General features: G+C 32.2%; 17 protein-coding genes and 1 pseudogene. 11 read left to right on the top strand and 7 right to left on the bottom strand.

The annotated features are described in order from the left end of the window. The 3 genes and pseudogenes from ACKTST_RS00935 to ACKTST_RS00925 form a co-directional block, all read right to left on the bottom strand. Positions 1-1,774 (bottom strand): annotated as a pseudogene (locus ACKTST_RS00935) (hypothetical protein); the annotation flags it as partial. A gap of 617 nt (positions 1,775-2,391) precedes the next feature. Then, the gene (locus ACKTST_RS00930; protein ID WP_408045919.1) at positions 2,392-3,366 is read right to left on the bottom strand and encodes a DUF3089 domain-containing protein; all 975 of its coding nucleotides are present in this window, start codon (positions 3,364-3,366) and stop codon (positions 2,392-2,394) included. Between the two features lie 77 nt (positions 3,367-3,443). Beyond that, positions 3,444-4,346, bottom strand: coding sequence for a hypothetical protein (locus ACKTST_RS00925; RefSeq protein WP_408045918.1), 903 nt, complete (start codon positions 4,344-4,346; stop codon positions 3,444-3,446). A 101-nt stretch (positions 4,347-4,447) separates the two neighbouring features. On the opposite strand from ACKTST_RS00925, the gene ACKTST_RS00920 reads away from it, so the two are divergent. From ACKTST_RS00920 to mscL, 3 genes are read left to right on the top strand one after another with little or no spacing between them, the layout of a single operon-like run. Then, the gene (locus tag ACKTST_RS00920; protein ID WP_408045917.1) at positions 4,448-5,062 is read left to right on the top strand and encodes a thymidine kinase; all 615 of its coding nucleotides are present in this window, start codon (positions 4,448-4,450) and stop codon (positions 5,060-5,062) included. Further along, entirely contained in the window at positions 5,055-6,158 is a 1,104-nt protein-coding gene (gene alr / locus ACKTST_RS00915) for an alanine racemase (RefSeq protein ID WP_408045916.1), read from the top strand. The genes ACKTST_RS00920 and alr overlap by 8 nt, the downstream gene beginning before the upstream one ends. A 49-nt stretch (positions 6,159-6,207) precedes the next feature. Next, positions 6,208-6,609, top strand: coding sequence for a large-conductance mechanosensitive channel protein MscL (gene mscL, locus ACKTST_RS00910; RefSeq protein ID WP_408045921.1), 402 nt, complete (start codon positions 6,208-6,210; stop codon positions 6,607-6,609). 54 nt (positions 6,610-6,663) lie between these two features. Here the strand turns inward: mscL and ACKTST_RS00905 are convergent, their stop codons facing one another. Both ACKTST_RS00905 and ACKTST_RS00900 read right to left on the bottom strand, forming a co-directional pair. Beyond that, entirely contained in the window at positions 6,664-7,161 is a 498-nt protein-coding gene (locus ACKTST_RS00905; protein ID WP_408045915.1) for a hypothetical protein, read from the bottom strand. A gap of 6 nt (positions 7,162-7,167) precedes the next feature. Beyond that, positions 7,168-7,758 carry a carboxymuconolactone decarboxylase family protein gene (locus tag ACKTST_RS00900; protein ID WP_408045914.1) on the bottom strand — a complete coding sequence of 197 codons (591 nt, stop codon included), beginning with the start codon at positions 7,756-7,758 and terminating at the stop codon, positions 7,168-7,170. A gap of 119 nt (positions 7,759-7,877) precedes the next feature. Here ACKTST_RS00900 and ACKTST_RS00895 point away from each other — a divergent pair, with 119 nt between their 5' ends. The 3 genes from ACKTST_RS00895 (at position 7,878) to ACKTST_RS00885 (ending at position 10,429) form a co-directional block, all read left to right on the top strand. Beyond that, positions 7,878-8,303 (top strand): OsmC family protein, encoded by a 426-nt coding sequence (locus tag ACKTST_RS00895; protein WP_408045913.1) that lies wholly within the window; start codon positions 7,878-7,880, stop codon positions 8,301-8,303. Between the two features lie 22 nt (positions 8,304-8,325). Next, positions 8,326-10,011, top strand: a complete 1,686-nt coding sequence (gene recJ / locus ACKTST_RS00890) for a single-stranded-DNA-specific exonuclease RecJ (RefSeq protein WP_408045912.1) — start codon at positions 8,326-8,328, stop codon at positions 10,009-10,011. Between the two features lie 73 nt (positions 10,012-10,084). Continuing rightward, positions 10,085-10,429: a hypothetical protein gene (locus ACKTST_RS00885; RefSeq protein WP_274639051.1), complete on the top strand. Its 345-nt coding sequence runs from the start codon at positions 10,085-10,087 to the stop codon at positions 10,427-10,429. A gap of 31 nt (positions 10,430-10,460) precedes the next feature. On the opposite strand, the gene ACKTST_RS00880 is transcribed toward ACKTST_RS00885, so the two are convergent. Further along, entirely contained in the window at positions 10,461-11,513 is a 1,053-nt protein-coding gene (locus ACKTST_RS00880) for an endonuclease/exonuclease/phosphatase family protein (RefSeq protein WP_408045911.1), read from the bottom strand. Positions 11,514-11,700: 187 nt separating this feature from the next. Here ACKTST_RS00880 and ACKTST_RS00875 point away from each other — a divergent pair, with 187 nt between their 5' ends. From ACKTST_RS00875 to ACKTST_RS00855, 5 genes are all read left to right on the top strand, one after another. Further along, positions 11,701-14,508, top strand: a complete 2,808-nt coding sequence (locus tag ACKTST_RS00875) for a carboxypeptidase-like regulatory domain-containing protein (RefSeq protein WP_408045910.1) — start codon at positions 11,701-11,703, stop codon at positions 14,506-14,508. Between the two features lie 13 nt (positions 14,509-14,521). Continuing rightward, positions 14,522-16,489 (top strand): DUF5689 domain-containing protein, encoded by a 1,968-nt coding sequence (locus tag ACKTST_RS00870; RefSeq protein ID WP_408045909.1) that lies wholly within the window; start codon positions 14,522-14,524, stop codon positions 16,487-16,489. A gap of 81 nt (positions 16,490-16,570) precedes the next feature. Then, complete coding sequence (locus ACKTST_RS00865) at positions 16,571-17,458, top strand: metallophosphoesterase (protein WP_408045908.1); 888 nt, start codon at positions 16,571-16,573, stop codon at positions 17,456-17,458. Between the two features lie 274 nt (positions 17,459-17,732). Continuing rightward, on the top strand, positions 17,733-18,947 hold the full coding sequence (locus ACKTST_RS00860) for a porin (protein ID WP_408045907.1): 1,215 nt from the start codon (positions 17,733-17,735) through the stop codon (positions 18,945-18,947). 74 nt (positions 18,948-19,021) lie between these two features. Next, positions 19,022-21,271 carry an inorganic phosphate transporter gene (locus ACKTST_RS00855; RefSeq protein ID WP_408045906.1) on the top strand — a complete coding sequence of 750 codons (2,250 nt, stop codon included), beginning with the start codon at positions 19,022-19,024 and terminating at the stop codon, positions 21,269-21,271. 70 nt (positions 21,272-21,341) lie between these two features. Here ACKTST_RS00855 and ACKTST_RS00850 read toward each other — a convergent pair whose 3' ends face one another. Further along, complete coding sequence (locus ACKTST_RS00850) at positions 21,342-22,211, bottom strand: acyl-CoA thioesterase (protein WP_408045905.1); 870 nt, start codon at positions 22,209-22,211, stop codon at positions 21,342-21,344. Between the last annotated feature and the right edge of the window lie 19 nt (positions 22,212-22,230).

Genomic DNA, 22,230 nt, shown 5'->3' with positions numbered 1-22,230 from the left:
TTAGGTTTACTGGCCATGGCGTGTTACAGCCTTCTAGCTTATAGTCTGCTACGTCTACAATTTCTGGATCTACATCATCTGGTGTAACAGTAAATGTTCTTTCACAAGTCATAACTTGTTCACACTCATCAGAAACCTCGTATCTAATGGTTATACTTCCTCCACAAGCATTTGGAGCTTCAAGCGTATTAACATCGACCTCGTTTTCACCTATATAATATTTTTCTACAACTGTTCCGTTTCCTCCTGAATAAGAGAACCCCGATAGCCAATTTCCAAATGCAGTATTAATGTCTCCTTGTGAAGTACACATGGGAATGGTTTGGTTATCTGGACACACTTGATTTAAAGGAATTAATGGCTCACCATTTACTTCAAAATCAGCTTCCGCTGTACATCCTACTACCCCTGGTGCAAACTCTAGTGTTGCAGACACTGAATAAGTTCCTGCTTCAGTAACCTCAAGAGTATTTCCTGTTTCGCCTATTATTTCTTCTCCATTTTTATACCAAACATACGTAAAGGTATTTCCATCTGGAGTTGCTGTGGCTGTTAGTGTTATACTGTCTTCTGTACAAGCAATGTCTTCACCTTCTATACTAACTGTAACCTCTGGCGTATCCGCTAAACTAAATGGACCTGCTAAATCTTTTAACTCTGCTGTAAATGAATCTGAAGATCTTGTTTTTACAATTACACTTCCTAAAGGACTTACACAATCTATTCCTGGAGAACTACTTGAATCAAACCCTAACGCTGATGCATTAATTGCTATTTCAGCAAAAGTTAATTCTGAATAATTTGCTACAATATCTCCCCCTTTACTAATTGTTCCCCATGGTCCTGCTGGCACACTTCCTCCATCATTTACCTGAGCAAATATAGCTTGTGATCCTGGTGGTAAATCACTTCTTAATTGAACTTGCGCATACCCATAATTACCTGCTCCATTACCTCCGTCATATTGCACATAACCATTATTATCTTGTGCAAATTCAAAAGGTCTTAGAGGCAATGTATTATGAGTATCGAAGTAAGAATCTGGCACTCCTACTAACTCAACCCACACATACAATTTAATAATTGCATTTTGTCCTCCATTTGCATAATTAACAGAAAGAATAATATCTCCATGCTGAGCAACTGACCCATCAGGATTAAATAAGTAAGGTGTTCTACCACCTGTTGCTGCTAAGTTCTCGACAGACTGAATAGTACCTCCTACTAAATTCACCTTCTTTCTAAAGTACTCGAAATCTAAATAGCTATCACCACTATCATTTCTTGTTGATGCACCTAATAGCGCCCATTCATCGGTACCAACTGTGGCACCTTCTCTTCTTAAATGCCCAAAAACATCAATGATATCGTTTTTCTGTGGTACTGAAGCGTCAGTAATTGTCCACGTATTTGGATTATCATTGTTTTTATCTGACCCTCCTGTAAACACATTGGAATCAGAATTGTTTCCTTGGGCATTTTGATCTCGAATAAACACCGCATCAATCCAAAGCCTACCATCAACAACTGAATAAATTGGAAAACTCATTCTAATTTCTGCCGAAGCATTATCGTCAACCAATAAATTTGCTGTAGTAGCCGTTGGAGTTTCGTCAATAACTCCTCTACCAGAAGTTCCTATGAACCAATCATCGGTTCCAAATCCTGCTAATGCCGAAAAACTTACTTCTCCTGAGTAAACATCTGAGTCTATACCAAAATTGGCATGAACAGATGATTCGGTATTAACTGTTTGCGCATTAATTGTTTGCATTGAAAACAAAAAAAGCACAGCAAGAAAACTTGCTATACTCATAGAGTACTCAAATAAATTTTTGTTAATGCGTCTTTTTAACGTGTTAAATCCCGTCTGCCAACAGACAGGTTTTGTTTCATCAAGCAACATATTGTAATATTTTACATAGTTATTGTATTTGATTTTTTGTTAATAAAAGGGTCACCCAACATACCAACCTAAAAAAATTAAGCCAGCTGTAAAACATCTTTAAAAGAGGTTGTTAAATAACTCAGGGTAATTCGTTAATTCTTAAACGAGAGGTTTAATTTTGAGAGGTAAGAGGGAATTTACTTGTGAGAGATTCAGCTCAGTAGAGAGTATGAGCCACTGTAAAGTTAATCAATTAACACACATTTAACAACTTTATTTCTTATAGCTTATAGTAAAAAAGGGGTTTTTCCTTAACCAGAAAATTACACTTCATAAGTGAATTAAATGCTACGGAGCTTATAAATGTGTTTGAATTTATGGAGTTATTTTTCAGGAAAAAAACTTTAATCAGGTATAAAACAACTTAGTTCTGAAAAGCTTTTAACTACGTTTGAAGTGTATTATTTATCCTTTAGTAAATCTTTATTTAGCTTTAAAAGCTCCTACTTATTATTTTTATCAAACCATTCTTGTGTTCTTAATAGAGAATTTTCTCTTACATCTTGCCAGAATAAATTAATATCTCCTGAGTGGTAATTCTTCAAAAAAGACATAAAAAAACGTAACGGAAATTTTGGGTTTGTAGACCAAATTAAGCCATTGTTGGTAACATCAATCTTTAATGCTTTAGTATATAATTTTCCATCACTATAAAGAAACCCCTTATGCTGTTCTATTGATGTGTTTAATTTTTCATCCCATGTTATTGGGTTAGAAGTTACTGCTCCTTTATACCAATATTTATTTTTAGGATATTTACCTTTTTTAAAGGTATTCCAAGAAACAAAACCACCAACTTCTCGAGGTGAACTCATTGGTCTTACAGTTCTAAATTCATCAGGGAGAATTTTTATTCCAGGTAAATACGCTGCGATTAATTTTTCTTGCAAAGGTGAGTTATCAAAAAAATCCTTTAACAATTGTACTCCGTGTCTAGCTCCTTGACTATGACCTGCTATAATAATTGGCCTATTATTATTATAGTTTTTTAAATATACTTTGAATGCTTCTTTAACATCTTCATATGCTAAATCTAAAGCATTTTTACCCTCACTTTTATAATCCTTAACAAAAGAACGGTAATGTGCTTGCCTATATAATGGAACATACATTTTACCTGACAACGCAAAAGCAGACGCCTGAAATAAAACGGCTTTATTAATTATTTTGCTTTTTTGCTCCTTATCTGTGATGGGAACATTCCAACGAATGTCTTTTTTGCTTGTATTTAAGGTTGGGTATATATAAAACACATCTGCCTTTAATGTATCTATATTATTGGAAGCATATTTTTTAAAATCATCACTATACTTAGATGGTAAAACAGCCCATGAGCTTTCTAATTCATAATTAGGTTTAATTGGTATGATTTTATCTGAAAAAGTTTGTGTTTTATACGTACCACAACTCGTTAACATAAAAAACAACTGTAAGAAAAGAAATTTCAACAATAACCTAACCACCATTTTCAATTTAGTTTTTTGGAATTCTACATTTAGGAAAATCTTCTCTCTATAATTTCGATTAATCTGTTTTCGTATTCTTCTTTCGAAGACCAATCGTAATCAGGTTTAATCATTTTATTGATGAACTTTTTTGCCTCTTTTTCTGTTTTAAAAGTATTGAGCTGTGAAACAACTCTATTAAAATCATTTTGATCACCATCAAACAAATGTTTTACAAAAGCAATTCGATCATTCAAATCTATTTGTATGGTTTTTTGAAAGTAGTCATTTACCGTTTTTTTAGGTTCTGCTTTGGTAAACAAATCGGTCATTACATCTACCGATATTGTGTCTTGCAACTCATCTTCTAAAGTTGGGGTTTTCTTTTCTCCAACATCTTTAACATCATTTTTTACATTGTCGTCATCACCGTGTAACAACTCTTCAAGCTCATCAAAAGGTTGTTCTAAGATTTCTTCAACAATTGTTTCACTTTCAATTGACTCTATAACTTTATCTGCAATTTCTTCTGCTTCTTGTTCCAGTTCTTCTTCTAATTCTTCCTCTAAATGATGTATAACTCTCTCCTCATTAACTTCTTCTTCATTTTCAGTTATCTCATCGTTTACCGTTTTTTCTACACTCCCTTCTGAAACATCTTCAACAACAACTTCTTCTTTATTTGTTATTTCAGTTTCTTCAATTAAAACCTCTTCTATCACAGCTTCAGAATTCTTCTTCTCTTCTGCTAGAATAATATCTTCTAACAACTCCTCTTTGGTTTTTGTAGGATTAGGAGTATTGTTAATATACTCTTCTACATACGCCAAAACCGAAAGCTTTTCGTACACTTCATACGCTTTCTGCTTTAACTCAAACACATCTTCTTTATTTTTCATTTGTAAGATACTGTGCGCTAAACTGGTTAAATCGGATGCTAGTTTTTTGTGCATAAGTTGTCGTTTGATTCTACTATTTGATAGTAAATTTTAATAAATTTGTTCCTTGTTCGAAAGTAATACAAAAATCAATAATTAGAGCTTAAAATTACAAAATGTTTCTTGAAAATACAGTAAATCACACAGAACAATTTGGTTGGATTGAGGTAATTTGTGGCTCAATGTTTTCGGGTAAAACCGAAGAATTAATTCGCAGACTTAAACGCGCGCAATTTGCAAAACAACGTGTAGAAATTTTTAAACCCGCAGTTGATACTCGATACGACGATGAAGAAGTAGTATCACATAACGAAAATAGAATTCGCTCTACTCCCGTACCTGCATCTTCAAACATTCGTTTATTAGCAAACGATGTTGATGTAATTGGAATAGACGAAGCGCAATTTTTTGATGATGAAATTGTAGCTGTATGTAACGATTTAGCTAATAGAGGTGTTCGTGTTATTGTTGCCGGTTTAGATATGGATTTTAAAGGAAACCCGTTCGGACCTATGCCAGCATTAATGGCTACTGCCGAATATGTTACCAAAGTACATGCAGTTTGTACTCGTACCGGAAACCTAGCACATTTTAGTTACAGAAAAGCACAAAGCGATGACTTGGTACTTTTAGGAGAAACTCAAGAATATGAGCCACTAAGTAGAGCTGCTTATTATAAAGCTATGAAAGAGCAACAAACTAAAAATAAAGAAAAAACCAACAATGAATAACAACCATGTTACTGTTTTAGAAATTGATTCGGAAGCTGTATTACACAACTTAGCGTATTTTAAACAAAAGCTACAACCACAAACAAAAATTTTAGTCGTTGTAAAAGCTTTTGGATATGGAAGTGAGGCTGTAGAAATTGCTAAAATTGTACAAGATAAGGTTGATTATTTTGCTGTTGCTTATTCTTATGAAGGAATTTTATTACGTGATGCAGGAATAAAAACTCCTATTTTGGTATTACATCCGCAAATTCAAAATTTAAAAGATATTGTTAAGTACAGACTAGAACCTAACTTATACAACTTTAAAATTTTTGATGCTTTTATGCAACTTGCTGATGAAGCTCCTTTAATGAATTACCCTATTCATATAAAGTTTAATACTGGCTTAAATAGGTTAGGTTTTTGGCATACTGATGTTCCAACTTTACTTACCGAGTTAAAAAAATCGAACAACGTAAAAGTTGAATCTATCTTTTCTCATTTAGCAGCTAGTGAAGACCCAAATGAGCAAGAATTTACTATTGGTCAAATTAACAATTTCGCTTATATCGTTAAACAATTTTACGAGCATTTAGGATACGAACCGATGATTCACATTTTAAATACTTCGGGAATTATAAACTACCCTCAAGCACAATTTGATATGGTTCGTTTAGGAATTGGTTTATATGGTTTTGGAAACAACGAGCAAGAAACTGCTCAACTTAAAAACACACACACGTTAAAATCTATTATTTCACAAATCCACCTAATTCAACCAGGAGAAACTGTTGGATACAACAGAGCTTTTGTTGCCAACCAACCAACGAGAACTGCTACTATTCCTGTTGGGCACGCTGATGGTATTTCAAGAAGACTTGGAAACAAAGAAGGATTTGTTATTATCAATAATCAAGCTGCCCCAATTATAGGAAATGTATGTATGGATATGATTATGGTAGATGTAACAAAAGTTGACTGTAACGAAGGTGATGAAGTAATCATTTTCAACCATCAACAACATATAGAATACATAGCTCATAAGTGTGAAACCATTCCTTATGAAATACTTACTGCGTTATCACAACGAATAAAAAGATTGGTGAAAAGCTAATTTTTTCATACTTTTCAATTCAATTAACTATTAAATCAAATATATGGGAATGCTTAAAGAGTTTAAGGACTTTGCAATGAAAGGTAATTTAGTTGACATTGCAGTAGGTTTTGTTATGGGTGCTGCTTTTAACAAAGTAGTTGCTTCATTTACAGGAGGAATTGTTTCTCCTTTAATCGGACTATTATTTAACGCTGACTTCAAAGACTTAAAATACGTGATAAAAGAAGGTGTTGCTGATGAAGCAGGCGCTGTAACTGGCGAAGTTGCTGTAATGTATGGAGAGTTTTTGACTAACGTAATCGATTTTCTAATTGTTGCTTTTGTAATGTTTATGATTGTAAAAGGTGTTAACGCAATGAAGAAAAAAGAAGAACCTGCTCCTGAAGCTCCAAAAGGGCCTTCTCAAGAAGAATTATTAGCTGAAATTAGAGATTTACTAAAAAAGTAAATCAGTAAAAATAAAAAAGGAGTTTTTTTTGAAAAACCTCCTTTTTTATTTTTATTACTCTTCTAACAATTCAATTACTCTTGGTTGAATTATCCATATTCCAATAGGAAAAAACCAAAAACCCAACATATACCATCCATAACCTTCTTTTTGATTCCTTAAAACTACTATAGATTTTGACAGAAAATAAATAGTATGAATCATAAAGAACATTATTACTAAATGTAAAGGGATAATCACATAAGCAACAACCCCATATTCATGAATGTTTTCATTAGTTATTTTATATCCTCCAAAGAATACCGCAACTAAAAAGTAAATAACTACAAATGCAATTTGAATTTTAAACCTCTTTAAATTAAGTATAGATTTATCTTTTAATTTACTATGTAGCTTTTCCCCTACACCTAAAGTCCAAAACGTGAATAATGAAAAAGCAATAACAAATAATAAGCTCTTTATTATTCCATCAGGAAAAACTGACAATACTATCATAGATAAAAACATTACCCATGGTTTTATTGTAATAATTTTATCGAAAAAATGTTTCATATTATTTTAAATATGTTTTCCTTTTTTCCAACCGTGTTTTCCTAAATACTGTTCTCCAGATTCTACTGCACCGTCTTCAATACTTGTCCCCATAGAGTCATTCCAACGATTTAAATATCCAAAAAGAGAAATTACCCCTAACATTTCAACAATTTCTCCTTCATTCCAATATTTATACAATTCTTCTTTAATCTTTTCATCTACCATATTTGGCACCATCGAAGCTGCTAGTGAAAAATCTAAAGCAGCTCGTTCAGCATCAGAAAAAGCAGGATGCGTTTTATATTCCCAAATATTATCTAATTGCTCTTGTTCTGCTCCGTAACGCTCTGCAGCACGAATTGCATGTGCTTGACAATAACGACAACCCGTTGCATTACTACTCACCCAAGCAATCATTCTTTTTAAAGCCGAAGTTACACGACCGTGATTCGCCATTACCGCCTTATTTAAATTGATAAATGCTTTGGAAATTTCTGGTCTGCGTTGCATGGTTAACACCGAATTCGGACAAAAACCTAAGGTTTCATTATAAAAATCAGACAACTGTTTTGTTTCTGCATCATGATTCGGATCTAAAGGAGTTACTAAAGGCATAGTTCTATTTTTAAATTTTTAATACTAACTTTTTACAGTAAGTTTGTGTTATTATTTCGAACAACTAAGTCGAAACACACAACAACATACTTACGCAAGAAACAAAAAAATATCAAAATATGGCAACGAATACTGTTACAACTGTTTGGAAAGAGAATATGCAATTTGAAAGTGATAATCCTAGCGGACATTCAATACTAATTGACACTTCTGCAGAGTACGGGGGAAATGACTCAGGATTGCGCCCTAAAGCTATGATGCTTTCTTCTTTAGCTGGTTGCTCTGGTTTAGATGTTGTTTCTCTTTTTGATAAAATGCGCTTAGATGTTGATGATTTTAAAATTGTAGTAACTGGAGAATTAACTGAAGAGCATCCAAAATACTACCACAAAGTTTTAGTAGAGTATCATTTTTATGGAAGTGATTTAGACGAGAAAAAAATTAACAAAGCAGTAAATTTATCCATAGAAAAGTATTGCGGAGTGATGGAAATGTTTAGAAAATTTGCTGATGTAACCACAGCTATTCACTTACACAACAACTAATTTATTTTCAGACTGAATTGCTATGCGTTGGAGTTTTAAACCAGAGCCAAATACTAACAAAGTAACTCAACTAGCTAAAGAATTAACCATTGATAAAACCTTGGCTAAAATCTTAGTACAACGTGGTATTGAAACTTTTGAAGATGCTAAACAGTTTTTTCGACCGTCATTAAACGACTTACACGATCCTTTTTTAATGAAGGACATGGAACTTGCAGTTCAGCGTATAGAAAATGCCATAGCAAACAACGAAAATATTTTAGTTTTTGGTGATTATGATGTAGACGGAACCTCTGCGGTTTCATTAATGTCGTCATACTTAAAAACAATTCATCCAAATATTGCAACTTATATTCCAGATAGATACGAGGAAGGATATGGTGTTTCTTTTCAAGGAATTGATTTTGCTGAAGACAATGGATTTTCTCTCATCATAGCTTTAGACTGCGGTATTAAAGCTATTGATAAAGTTGCCTACGCTACTGAAAAAAATATTGACTTTATTATTTGTGACCACCACAAACCTGGGAGTGAAATTCCTAAAGCAGTTGCCGTTTTAAATCCTAAGCAAATAGATTGTAACTATCCATATGATGAATTGTGTGGCTGTGGCGTTGGTTTTAAATTGATTCAAGCATTAGCTTCAAAAAGAAATCAAACTATTGAAGATTTAATTCCGTATTTAGATTTAGTAGCCACTGCAATTGCAGCTGATATTGTTCCAATGACTGGTGAAAATAGAGTTCTAGCTTATCATGGATTACAAGTTATTAATTCACAACCTCGTAATGGTATTAAAGCCATTATTCATCAGTTACAAAAAAAAGAACTCACTATTACTGATGTGGTTTTTATTATCGCTCCGCGAATAAATGCTGCTGGGAGAATGAAACACGGGAACTATGCTGTTGAACTGTTAACCGAAATGGATTTTGATTCAGCAGTTGAATTTGCTTCTGCTATTGAAAAATTTAATTCAGATAGAAGAGAACTGGATAAAGCTATCACTCAAGAAGCTTTATTACAAATTGAAAATAACAACGAACAAGAAAATTACACCACAGTCGTTTTTGATGAAAATTGGCACAAAGGAGTCATTGGTATTGTAGCCTCACGTTTAACAGAAACTTACTACAGACCTACTTTGGTCTTTACTAAAAGTGGTGAGAAATTAGCTGCCTCTGCTCGTTCGGTAAAAGGATTTGATGTATATAATGCTTTAGAAGCATGTTCTGAGTTTATAGAACAATTTGGAGGACATAAATATGCTGCTGGTTTAACACTCTTACCCGAACAATATGAAAACTTTAAAAAGAAGTTCGAAGAAGTAGTTAAAACTACTATTGATAAAAACTTACTAACTCCGGAAATTACCATTGACGCTGAAATTGATTTATCAGAAATTACTCCTAAATTTTTCCGTATCATCCAACAAATGGCTCCTTTTGGTCCACAAAATATGAAACCTGTTTTTACAACTACTGCTGTAAGAGATAATGGTTATGGTAAACAAGTAGGAGCAGACAATAGTCATTTAAAACTGAATATCATTTACGGCTCTGATCAAAAAACATACAATGCTATTGGATTTGGTTTAGGTAATAAAATATCTACCATTCAAAATGATTTTGATATTGCTTTCACGCTAGACGAAAACACATGGAATGGTTATACTTCTATTCAACTAATGTTAAAAGATTTAAAGTAGTAAAACCCTCTGTTTTTTTATTTAGAATAATTCCAAATAAACTTATATATTTGTTATCGAAATAAATATAGTTATGGACGGAATTACTAAAATATACGACAACAACATAGGTATTTCTTTTCATTGGAAAGAAAACGATTCAAACTTAGTTCAATTAATATTTAGAGACACAGGATTTCATTTAACTGAGCAAGAAATAGAATTATTTTTAGACAAAGTAACTGACTCTAAACTCCAAAAAAATTGTGCTACTTGTAGTAAGGGTAAAGATTGTAGATCCATTTTACTTCAAACTCCCTCTAATAAAGTAAGTATGGCTGTATCATCAGTTGAACTGTGGCAAATAGACGATCTTTTAAAAGGCACTTTATTTCAACTAAGAATGAATAATTATTTAAATGATATCTGTAAAAATTAAAAAGGCTTGCAAAATTTGCAAGCCTTTTTAATTATTTATCTTCTTTAATCAAGTACATATATACTGGATAATGATCACTATAACCTCCCGTATATTTCCCGTAAGAAAAACTCCTAAAAGGATACCCTTTATAACGCCCACTTTTTTGAGTCAAAAAGCGCTTGTTAAAGATCCCTGATTTAAACATTTTATAGGTTGAAAAATCTTTTTCCCCTTTATCTAATAAAGGAGAAGTAAACATAATTTGGTCAAATAAATTAATATTATCTCTGTATCCTAATGTATTAAATCCACGACGGAACATATCTTCATAAGGATTATAAATATCTCCTTCTTTTACATTCTTCTTCTTACTTTTAGTTTGTAAAACAGTTTTAAAGCTAGAGTTAATAGGATCATCGTTAAAATCTCCCATAATTAACACTTTCGGATTTGGATCGTTTTCTTTAATCTTCTCAATTATTTGTTTTACTTTATAAGCTGCTTTCTCTCTCAAAGGTCTACTCTTTGCTTCTCCACCTCTACGAGAAGGCCAGTGGTTAACGATTACATGAACCAACTCATCATCTAAATACCCAGTTACCAATAAAATATCACGCGTATCAACTTTGAAGTTTTGATCGTAAATATTAGGATTAAACGCTTCAAAATGAATTGGCTTAAAATAACGTGGTTGATATAATAATGCTACGTCAATTCCTCTTTTATCAGGAGAGTCAAAATGAATAATTTCGTAACGCTTGCTCTTTAATCTTTCAGATTTTACCAAGTCTTCTAAAACTTTTCTGTTTTCAATTTCAGCTACTCCTAAAATTGCTGGACTTGTTTTTGCTTTTTCCTCTCCTAGTTGTGAAATAACTTCACCTAGTTTATCTATTTTATCCCAATACACTTCTTCTTTATCTCCTTTCATTTCCATGATTGGACTTGCTTCATCATTTTTTTCAGAATCATTTTCTGTATCAAAAAGGTTTTCTAAGTTGTAAAACCCAACAGTTCTTATTTTAAATTTTTTCTGATTTTGTTGTGAGTATGTAGAAAACACAACAAAAGCACATACTAAAAAAGTAGCTATATTTCTCATTTAATAAATTTTACGCGGCAAAAATAAAACAATTTTCAAGCCAAAAGTTTTTATTTAACAGAATATTGCGTTTCATAATGTTAACTTAACATTAAGATAATTATAATTTTATTAATTTTGCATCCCTTTTGCTGTACTTTTAAGCAACTGGAATTAACTTAATTAAATATTTTATAAACAAACATTTATGAGAAATTTTACGATAGCAATGTTATTACTCTTTTTCAGCTCACTAGCTATAAATGCGCAAAACATTGTGAAAGGAGTCGTAATAAACAACGATTCTGAAAACCCTATGCAAGGTGTTTCTGTAAGTGTAAAAGAAGCAAACATTTCTAGTGTAACAGATGCTAGTGGTGCTTTTACATTAAATGAGTTACCAAACGGAAGACAAATTGTAACGGTATCCTTCTATGGATATGAAACTCAAAATTTTCCAGTAGAAATATCTGGCAAAGAAATAGATTTAGGAAACATCTATATGTATGAAGATATTTCTGAAGATCAAGACTTAAGTACTATTACTATTACTGATGATGAATTAAGTAGTGATGAAAGTGCTGCTGATAACATCTCTGGTTTATTACAAGCTACACAAGATGTATATTTACGTACAGCTGCTTTTGAATGGAGTAGTTCTTTTTACAGAGTTCGTGGTTTAGATTCTGAAAACGGTAAAGTTTTGATTAATGGTGTTGAAATGAACAAATTGTACAATGGAAGACCTCAATGGAGTAACTGGGGAGGCTTAAATGATGTTGTTCGTAACCAAGAATTCAATAATGGATTTTCACCTTCTTATTATACTTTTGGTGGAGTTCTAGGATCTACAAATATTAACACTCGTGCTTCTGAATACAGAGAAGGAGGAAGAATTAATTATGCTTCTTCAAATAGAAGTTATAATCATAGATTAATGGCAACGTACGCTTCTGGTTTAATGGAAAATGGCTGGGCAATAGCGGTTTCTGGTAGTAAAAGACATGCAGATGAAGGTTTTACAGATGGAACTTCATATAATGCACACTCAATATTTTTTTCTATAGAAAAGCAAATTAATAAAAATCATAGTTTAAACTTTACTGCTATACAAGCTCAAAACAATAGAGGTAAATCTGCAGCTAATACTGATCAAGTTTATGATATTAAAGGGATAAAGTACAACCCTTATTGGGGATATCAAAATGGAAAAATCAGAAACTCACGTATAAAGAGAGTAAATGAGCCGATTTTAATGTTAAATCATTATTGGAACATTGGAGACAAGACCACTTTAAATACAGGGGTAGCATATCAATTTGGTGAAATTGGTAATAGCCGTATTGATTTTAATGGAGGTAACGATCCTAATCCTACTTATTACAAAAACTTACCTTTCTATTATCTTAACAATCCTAATTACCCTAATAGTCCGAGTAGTTTTGATTATGCTGAAGCATACAAATCATTAACAAACTTCCAAAATGATGGTCAACTAAATTGGACAAATTTATATGCAGGTAATGAAAATAGTGGTGATAATGCTCGTTTTGCTTTATATGAAGATCGTAATGACGACACACAACTAACAGTTAATTCAATCTTAAACACTGAATTAACAGACAACATTACATTAACAGGAAGTTTAGAGTATAGAAAACTAGACTCAGAGAATTTTGCTTATATTCAAGATTTATTTGGTGCAACTGGATATTTAGACATCAACAAATTCGGAACTCAAGGTACTGATGATTATCAAAATGACTTATTAAACCCTAACAGGGTAGTAAAAGAAGGGGATAGATTTAAGTACAACTTTAAATTAGCATCTGAAGTATATGGAGGTTTTGCACAATTGCAATTTAAATATAATAAAGTAGATTTTTATGTTGCGGGTTCTGCACACAACACAACTCACCAAAGAGATGGATTATATAAAAACGGGATTTTCCCAGGAGACCCAACAGATTCTGCAATACCAAATTCTTTTGGAAAATCTAAAAAATTAGATTTCTTAGGTTTTGGAGCTAAAGGAGGGTTAACTTATAAAATTTCTGGTCGCCATTTATTAGACTTTAACGGAGGTTATATTAGTAAAGCCCCATCAATTCGTAATTCTTTTGCAAATTCTAGATCAAACAACTTAACTGTTGCTGATGTTAGTAGTTTAGAAAACGAAAAAATTATGTCTTTTGATGCTAGTTACATTTTAAGAACTCCTTTCTTTACAGGTAGATTAACAGGGTACTACACAGGAATTCAAGATGCTACGGATATCGCATTTTACTTTCTTGGAGGTAACAACTTATTTATCCAAGAAGTTGTAACAGGTATCGATAAAAAACACATTGGAGCTGAATTAGGTATTGAAGCACAAGTATTATCTACACTTAAATTAAAAGCTGCTGCTAACTTTGGTAAGTATACTTATGATAATAACCCTAATGTAGCTTTAGCAACAGAAATTAGCGACGCATCTGGGGCGCAAGGTTTTGATGAGAGAGGGATTAGAGATTACGGTCAAGCAAATCTTAAAGGTTATAAAGTAGCTTCTGGACCACAAAAAGCATATTCTTTTGGTTTTGAATATAGAGACCCAGAATATTGGTTTGTAGGAGTTACTGGTAACTATTTAGATGATGCCTATATAGATCCTTCACCTATCAAAAGAACAAATAGCTTTAGCATAGACCCTAATACAAATACTACTTTTACTGATTTTGACCCAGCAGTTTCTAAAAAATTATTGGCTCAAGAAGAGTTTGGAGGATACTTCACATTAAACGCTATTGGAGGTAAAACTTGGAAAGTTGGTAAAAATAAGTATATTGGTTTCTTTGCTAGTGTAAGTAACATACTTAACGAAGAATTCAAAACAGGAGGTTACGAACAAGGTAGAACAGGTAATTATCAATTAGAAAGAGATGATCATGCTGCAGGAAATCCTAACTTCGGAAGTAAATACTGGTATGGTAGAGGAACAACATATTTCTTTAATGTAAATTATAGATTCTAAAAACACGATTAAAATGAAAACAATAAGCATATTTAAATACGTAGCAATATTTTTTATTGCATTATCTTTTTCTTCTTGTGTAGAGGATTATGATTTTACTATTCCAAAGACTGGAGATGATATAAATTACGCAAACTTAAAATCGTTAAACGAAGTTGCGGCATTATACACCAATCGAATTGAAGATATTAAAGAGGATATCACTACATCTGGTTATGTAGTATCAGACGATAGAGAAAGTAATTTTTACAAAACGCTTATCATTCAAGATAAGCCAGAAGACCCAACAATAGGTTTTGAAGTTAAAATAAATAAATCAAACCTAGGAGCTGAATTTAGCCAAGGTAGAAAAGTATACATTAAACTTAATGGGCTTTCTATAGGTAAAGATTCTAGAACTCAATCTTTTCAAATTGGTGTAAGAGGCGGAAGCAGAATGTACTCAATTAGCGAAAATGATTATGCTAAACATATCGATCGTTCTTCTGAAATTGCAACTATTATACCTACTGTACTAAAAGCAGATGAGTTACAAGATTCTAACATTAATACGCTGGTTAAAATAAACAACTTACAATCTAAAACTAAAGGATTAACTTTTGCAGATCCTGATAGCACTTATGATCAAAACAGATACTTTGTAAGTTGTGACACCTTTGATGAAATAATCTTAAGAACTAGTGGTTTTGCTAACTTTAAATCATTACCAATTCCAGATAAAAAAGGAAGTATTACTGCAGTGTTAAACAAATACAACAGCTCTTATCAGTTAAAAATTAACGATGCAAAAAGTGTTGATTTCACAGAAGAATATGGGTGTTTTAACAATCCAACTCCTGCAACTTTAGCAGAAATTAAAGCTTTATATAATGGAGGCAGCACAAGAATTCTTCAAGGTTCAACAATAAAAGTAGTAATTACTTCTGATCTTGCTAAAGGTAATATTTCTAATAGAAATGCATTTGCTCAAGAAGGAAACACAGGTATTGCTTTACGTTTTAGTGACACTTATAATTTAAATTTAGGTGATGAAATTGAAATCGCTGTAGGTGGCTTAATATTAAATAAGTATAACGGTTTATTGCAGTTAAACTTAGCCACTTCAGATATTATTAATACAACTGCTGGTACTTTACCAACGCCAGAAGTAATTACTTTAGCACAAGCTTTAACTGGTGATTACGAAAGTAGATTAGTTAAAATTGAAGGTGTTCAATTTAAAGATATTGCAAAGAAATATCTTGGCGCAAACACTTTAACATCAGATTGTACAGACGAATTAAAAGTTGTTTCAATAAGAAGTAGCGCTTTATTCCAAGATAATCAAGTAAGTGATAAAAAAGGAAGTATTACAGGTGTTATGAGCAACTCTAATGGAGCACAAATTTATATTAGAGATGAAACTGATGTTAACTTCACAGAGGCTTATACTTGTACTTCTACTGGAGGTAGTGGTTCTGAGACTCTTTTCTTCTCCGAATTAGCTGACCCTAATAATCTTTATAAAGCTAGATTCATCGAAATTTACAATCCAACTTCAGCAAGTATTGACTTATCTGGATGGGTACTTAGAAGATACACTAACGGTAACACTACTAGTAGCACATTAGATTTAACAGGAAGCACAATTACTGCAGGACAAGCATTTGTTATTGCTGCCTATGCATCAGACTTCCAAGCTACTTATGGATTCGCAGCAGATTTAGATGGAGGTGGTATAGTTAATACAAATGGTGATGATAATTTTGAACTAGTTGATCCTTCTGGTAATGTAGTTGATGTTTTTGGTGTTCCTGGTGAAGATGGTAGTAACACTAACCATGAATTTGAAGACGGAAGAGCTTACCGTAAATCTTCTATAACACAAGGTAATCCAACTTATACTTTCTCTGAGTGGGAAATATTAAATGACACAGGTGCTGCTGGTACAACTAACTCACCTCAAGACGCTCCTGGTATTTTTACTCCTGGCGTAAGATAATCTCTTAACTTTATAAAATCAAAAACCCAAGTTTTAAAACTTGGGTTTTTTTATGCATATTTATCTTGTAAAAAAGCACCTATGTTTTCTTCTAAGCAAAGAATAAATAACGCATTTAAAAAAGCAAAAGAACTTCCTTTGAATAAGGAATCTAAGTATATTATATTTTCTGATTGTCATAGAGGTGACAATAGTTTTGCAGATGATTTTTCTCACAATCGTAAAATTTTTCATTTTGCATTATCCCAATACTTACAAAAAGAATTTACCTATATAGAATTGGGTGACGGTGATGAACTTTGGGAAAACAAGTTTGTAAATATTTTCAATGCGAATAAAGACGTATTCTTATTACTTCAAAAATTCCATCAGAAAAATAAGCTGTATTTTATTTGGGGGAATCACGATATGGATTATAAAAACCCTAAAAATATTACTAAAAACCTGAGTTCATTTTACGACACTATTGATGGAAAAGAAAAAGAATTACTTCCTAACGCTTCGTTTTCAGAAGCTATTCGACTAACGCAAAATGATGGTAAATCAATTTTTTTATTACATGGGCATCAAGCAGATTGGTTTAACTATATTTTTTGGAGATTGAGTAGATTTTTGGTTCGTGTTTTGTGGAGGCCTTTACAACTAATCGGAATTAAAGACCCTACAAGTCCAGCTCAAAACTTTAAAGAACTTATTAAAGTTGAACACCGATTAGAAAAATGGATAAAAGAAAACAATAATCAAATGATTATTACTGGACATACTCATCGTCCACGTTTTCCTTCTTGCGAAGAGTTACCACATTTTAACGATGGCAGCTGTGTTCATCCGAGGTGCATAACTGGTTTAGAAATTGAAAACAACGAAATAACCCTAATAAAATGGCATGTAATAACTAATGAAGACGGAACCATGCAAATAGTTAGAAGCATTTTAGAAGGTCCTGAAAAAATAGTCGATTATATATAGCATTTTAACTATTTACTTTCTCTTAACCTTACAGGTTTTTCTATAACAGTTTATTAAATTACGCTTAATATTAATATAAAAAGAAGAAAATACTTTTGAGTGTCCTTTTTATTTAGGACGCAGTCATTATAAATTTATTAGTTTTTGTCGACTATTTATTTGACTTACCATACTGCCTTGTTTCAAGGCAGTTTTTATTTAATGTTTGATTAACATAAACTTAACATAAATATTGGTTATTTGCCGCGACAAAAATTAATAAACAACACAACTAATGAACTGTAAAACTGCACTTACAATTGTAAGTATGTTTGTATTATCAAACATGTATGCGCAACAACCAAACTCACCTAAATTTGGCAAAGGATTATTTAATCTAATAGGAAAAGACAGCACTTGGTCTATGAAAATAGGTGCCAGAATGCAATTTTTAACAACAGCAGAATGGGATTCAAATAAAGACGGATTACACAACCCTACTTCTTCAATGTTAGTACGAAGAGCTAGACTTAAATTTGATGGTTTCGCTTTTTCTCCTAAATTAAAATATAAATTAGAGTTAGGTTTATCTAATAGAGATATCGGTAAAGCTTCTTCTGTTACAAATGACGCTCCAAGATATATTTTAGACGCCGTTGTAAAATGGAATTTTTATGAAAACTTTGAATTATGGGTAGGTCAAACTAAATTACCAGGAAACAGAGAACGCGTTATTTCTTCAGGAAACTTACAACAAGTAGATCGTTCTTTATTAAACAGTAGGTTTAATATAGACCGTGACATGGGATTCCAGATAAGACATCACTTTAACTTATCTAATAATTTTATCGTTCGTGAAGCTTTATCTTTTTCGCAAGGAGAAGGAAGAAATATTACTACAGGAAATTTAGGAGGTCACCAATATACGGGTCGTCTTGAGTTTTTACCTTTTGGGAAGTTTACTGGTAAAGGAGATTACTCTGGTAGTGATTTAAAATTTGAAGAAAAATCAAAATTATCAATTGGAGTTACTTACGATTACAACAATAATGCTGTTAAAAATAGATCTAACCAAGGTAGCTATATGCTAATTGATAATGATGGTGAAATTGAGAATAGCAATGTATTCAAATCTAACATTTCTACACTTTTTATTGATGCTATGTACAAATACAAAGGATTTTCTTTTATGGGAGAATATGCTGATAGATCTGCAGATAAAACATCATATGTTAATTCAGAAGGAAACACTAAATACGTTCAAGTTGGTAACTCATTAAACCTACAAGCTGGTTATCTATTATCAAAAACCTTAGAAGTATCTGGTAGATATACAAATGTTGATTGGGATAAAGCAATTGGTAGAAGTACCGAAAATCAATATACTTTAGGAGTATCAAAGTATATAGCTGGTCATAAATTAAAAGTACAAACTGATATAAGCTATTTAGATTTAGCTTCTAGCACAAACGAATTAATGTATCGCTTACAAGTTGACATTCACTTTTAAAAAAAATAACGTAAACCTAACATAAACACCAACAAGTGTTCGTAGATTTGCAAGTCGAAATTTAAAGATAAAAAATGGGAGATCCTTATATTTTAATGTTAGTCGCTCTAGCCGTTTTAGCTATTGTTGACTTAGTAGTGGGAGTTAGTAACGATGCTGTTAACTTTTTAAATTCAGCAATCGGTTCTAAAGCAATTAAAGTAAGAAACATTATGATAATTGCTAGTGTTGGGGTGTTTATGGGTGCTATTACTTCTAGTGGTATGATGGAAGTTGCTCGTAAGGGTATTTTTAACCCTAACATGTTTATGTTTCAAGACATCATGTTTATATTCATGGCAGTAATGATTACTGATATTTTATTATTAGACATCTTTAATTCATTAGGAATGCCTACCTCTACAACGGTTTCTATTGTATTTGAATTATTAGGAGCTGCTGTTTGTATATCATTAATTAAAATTGCTGCCAACGATAGTCAATCTATTTCAGACATTTGGAACTATATTAACCATAAAAAAGCAATTCAAATCATTAATGGTATTCTACTCTCAGTAGTGGTAGCCTTTTCTGTGGGTGCTATTGTTCAGTTTATATCTCGTTTAATTTATTCATTCAATTTTGAAAAAAGAGCTAACTACATTAACGCTTTGTTTGGTGGATTTGCAATTACTGCAATTACCTATTTTATCATTATAAAAGGAATGAAAGGAACTCCTTTTTATAAGGATGTAAAACACTTAATTGAAGGAAATACTTTAGCAATTATTGCCATAAGTTTTGCTGCTTGGAGTTTAATTTCACAAGCATTAATTAGCTTGTTTAAAATCAACATTTTAAAATTAATTATTGGGGTTGGTACTTTTTCTTTAGCAATGGCGTTTTCAGGTAACGATTTAGTAAACTTTATTGGTGTACCTATCGCTGCATGGAACTCTTACCAAGCTTGGGAGGTTTCGGGTATAGCACCTGATGCTTTTTCTATGGGAATTTTAGCTAAAAAAGTACCTTCTAACGTATGGTTATTATTATTAGCAGGTGCTATTATGGTTGTTACTTTATGGACATCTAGCAAAGCTAAAAACGTAATTAAAACAGGTATTGATTTATCTCGTCAAGGAGATGGGCACGAAAAATTCCAACCAAACCCATTATCAAGAATTGTTGTAAGGGGAGCTATGGGAATTAACGCTGCTATTAGCTATATAGTTCCTAAACAAACGTTGGCTTTTGTTGATTCTAAGTTTCAAAAACCAGTAATTGAGTTACCTAAAGATAAAACTTACGAAATGCCTGCTTTCGATTTAGTAAGAGCAGCTGTAAACTTAATTGTTGCTGGTATTTTAATATCTATAGCAACTTCTATGAAGTTACCGCTTTCTACTACTTATGTAACTTTTATGGTAGCAATGGGTACCTCTTTAGCTGATAGAGCTTGGGGACGTGAAAGCGCGGTATATAGAGTTGCTGGTGTAATTAATGTTATTGGTGGTTGGTTCTTAACAGCTATTACTGCTTTTATTGCTGCAGCAATCGTAGCATACTTAATTAGTTGGGATATGGTAATGGTACCTGTTCTATTGGCTATTGTTGCTATACTAATTGGTAGAAACACATTATTACATAGAAAAAAATCGAAAGAAGAGAAAAAACAAATGCATTTTGAAAGAGCTGAATTAATTACCATTAATGGTGTAATTGAAGAAAGTTCAGACCATATTGCAGGTGTTGCAGATAGAGTTAACAAACTTTACTCTAGCGTTGTAAAAGATTTAGCTACGCACGATTTAGTTAAGCTACGTAAAACGGACAAACACGTTACCAAGCTTAACGACGAAATTGACAGCTTAAAAGATGGTGTATTCTACTTTATTAAATCGTTAGATGACACCTCAGTTCAAGCAAGTAGGTTTTATATCCTAATTTTAGGATATTTACAAGATGTAGCACAATCTATCAGTTATATTTCTAGAGCTACTTATAAGCACGTAAATAACAATCATAAAAATCTTAAAAAAGGTCAGATTAAAGACTTGAAAAAGATTGACAACACACTTTCTAAATTATTAGAAGACATTAGTGCTACTTTTGGAAATAGAAGCTTTGATAATTTAGAGCACATCATTAACGAAAAGAAAGAGTTATTAAAAGATGTAGCTACTTCTATAGAAAAACAAGTAGAACGTATTAGAACGGACGAAACAAGTCCTAAAAACACTACTTTATACTTTAGTATTTTAATAGAAACTCAAGACTTAGTATCTGCTTTAATGAGTTTACTAGAAACTTACGAAGAGTTTCATATAAGTACAAAAGCTATCTAATTAATTTAGGCAGTTTACAAACTAAAAAACCGAGCAAATTGCTCGGTTTTTTTATTCTTTTATTTTCAATTTAACGTTTTTTCATCGGACGCATTAATCCTTCTTGTGCAACAGAAGCCACCAGCTTTCCTTCTCTGGTATAAATATTACCACAAGCAAAACCACGAGCCCCGAATGAATTTGGGCTTTCTACCGAAAACAACATCCAATCACTAAAATCAAAATCACGGTAAAACCACATCGAATGGTCTAAACTCGCCATTTGAGTATTCCCAAAATTAGCAACACTCGCATTAGGATTTAAACACGCTGTTAAAATATTATAATCTGAAATATAGGTTAAAATCTGTTGTTTTATTGCTAATTCTAAATTAGATGAATCTCCTTTTAACTTAAACCAAACATCAACAACCGGTGGTAAATCTTTTTTATCTAACGGATTTACAATTTGAACAGGTTTAAAATCAATAGGACGTTCAATACTTAAAAAATCTTTCATTTTTTGAGGTAAAAACGCACCAAATTGATCTAACATATCCGTCCAACTCAACAACTCCTCTGGTTGTTTTATAGCTGTTTTTATTGGCATTTGATGTTCATACCCTTCTTCTTTTCTGTGAAACGAACACGCTAAAATAAATATCGTTTTATCTTGTTGGTGTGCAGTAACTCTTCGTGTAGAAAAACTACCTCCATCTCTAATTATTTGAACGTTATATGTGATGGGTAGTTCTAAATTTCCTGCTTCTAAAAAATAAGAATGTAACGAGTGTAACATTCGCTCTTTAGGTACCGTTCTGTAAGCAGCGTTTAACGATTGTGCTAATACCTGACCTCCAAATACATTCGGACTCCCTATATCTCTACTTACTCCGTTATAGTTACCATTTCCTAAATCGTCGAGAGTAAGTATATTTAATAATTCTTCTGTGTTTTTCATTGACTAATTCTAATCGTAG

Origin of the sequence: Tenacibaculum crassostreae (assembly GCF_964512405.1) — a bacterium.
GTDB classification, from domain to species: Bacteria; Bacteroidota; Bacteroidia; order Flavobacteriales; family Flavobacteriaceae; genus Polaribacter; species Polaribacter crassostreae.
Note: the sequence above shows the minus strand (reverse complement) of the source record. Positions and strands in the feature narration are given on the sequence as shown.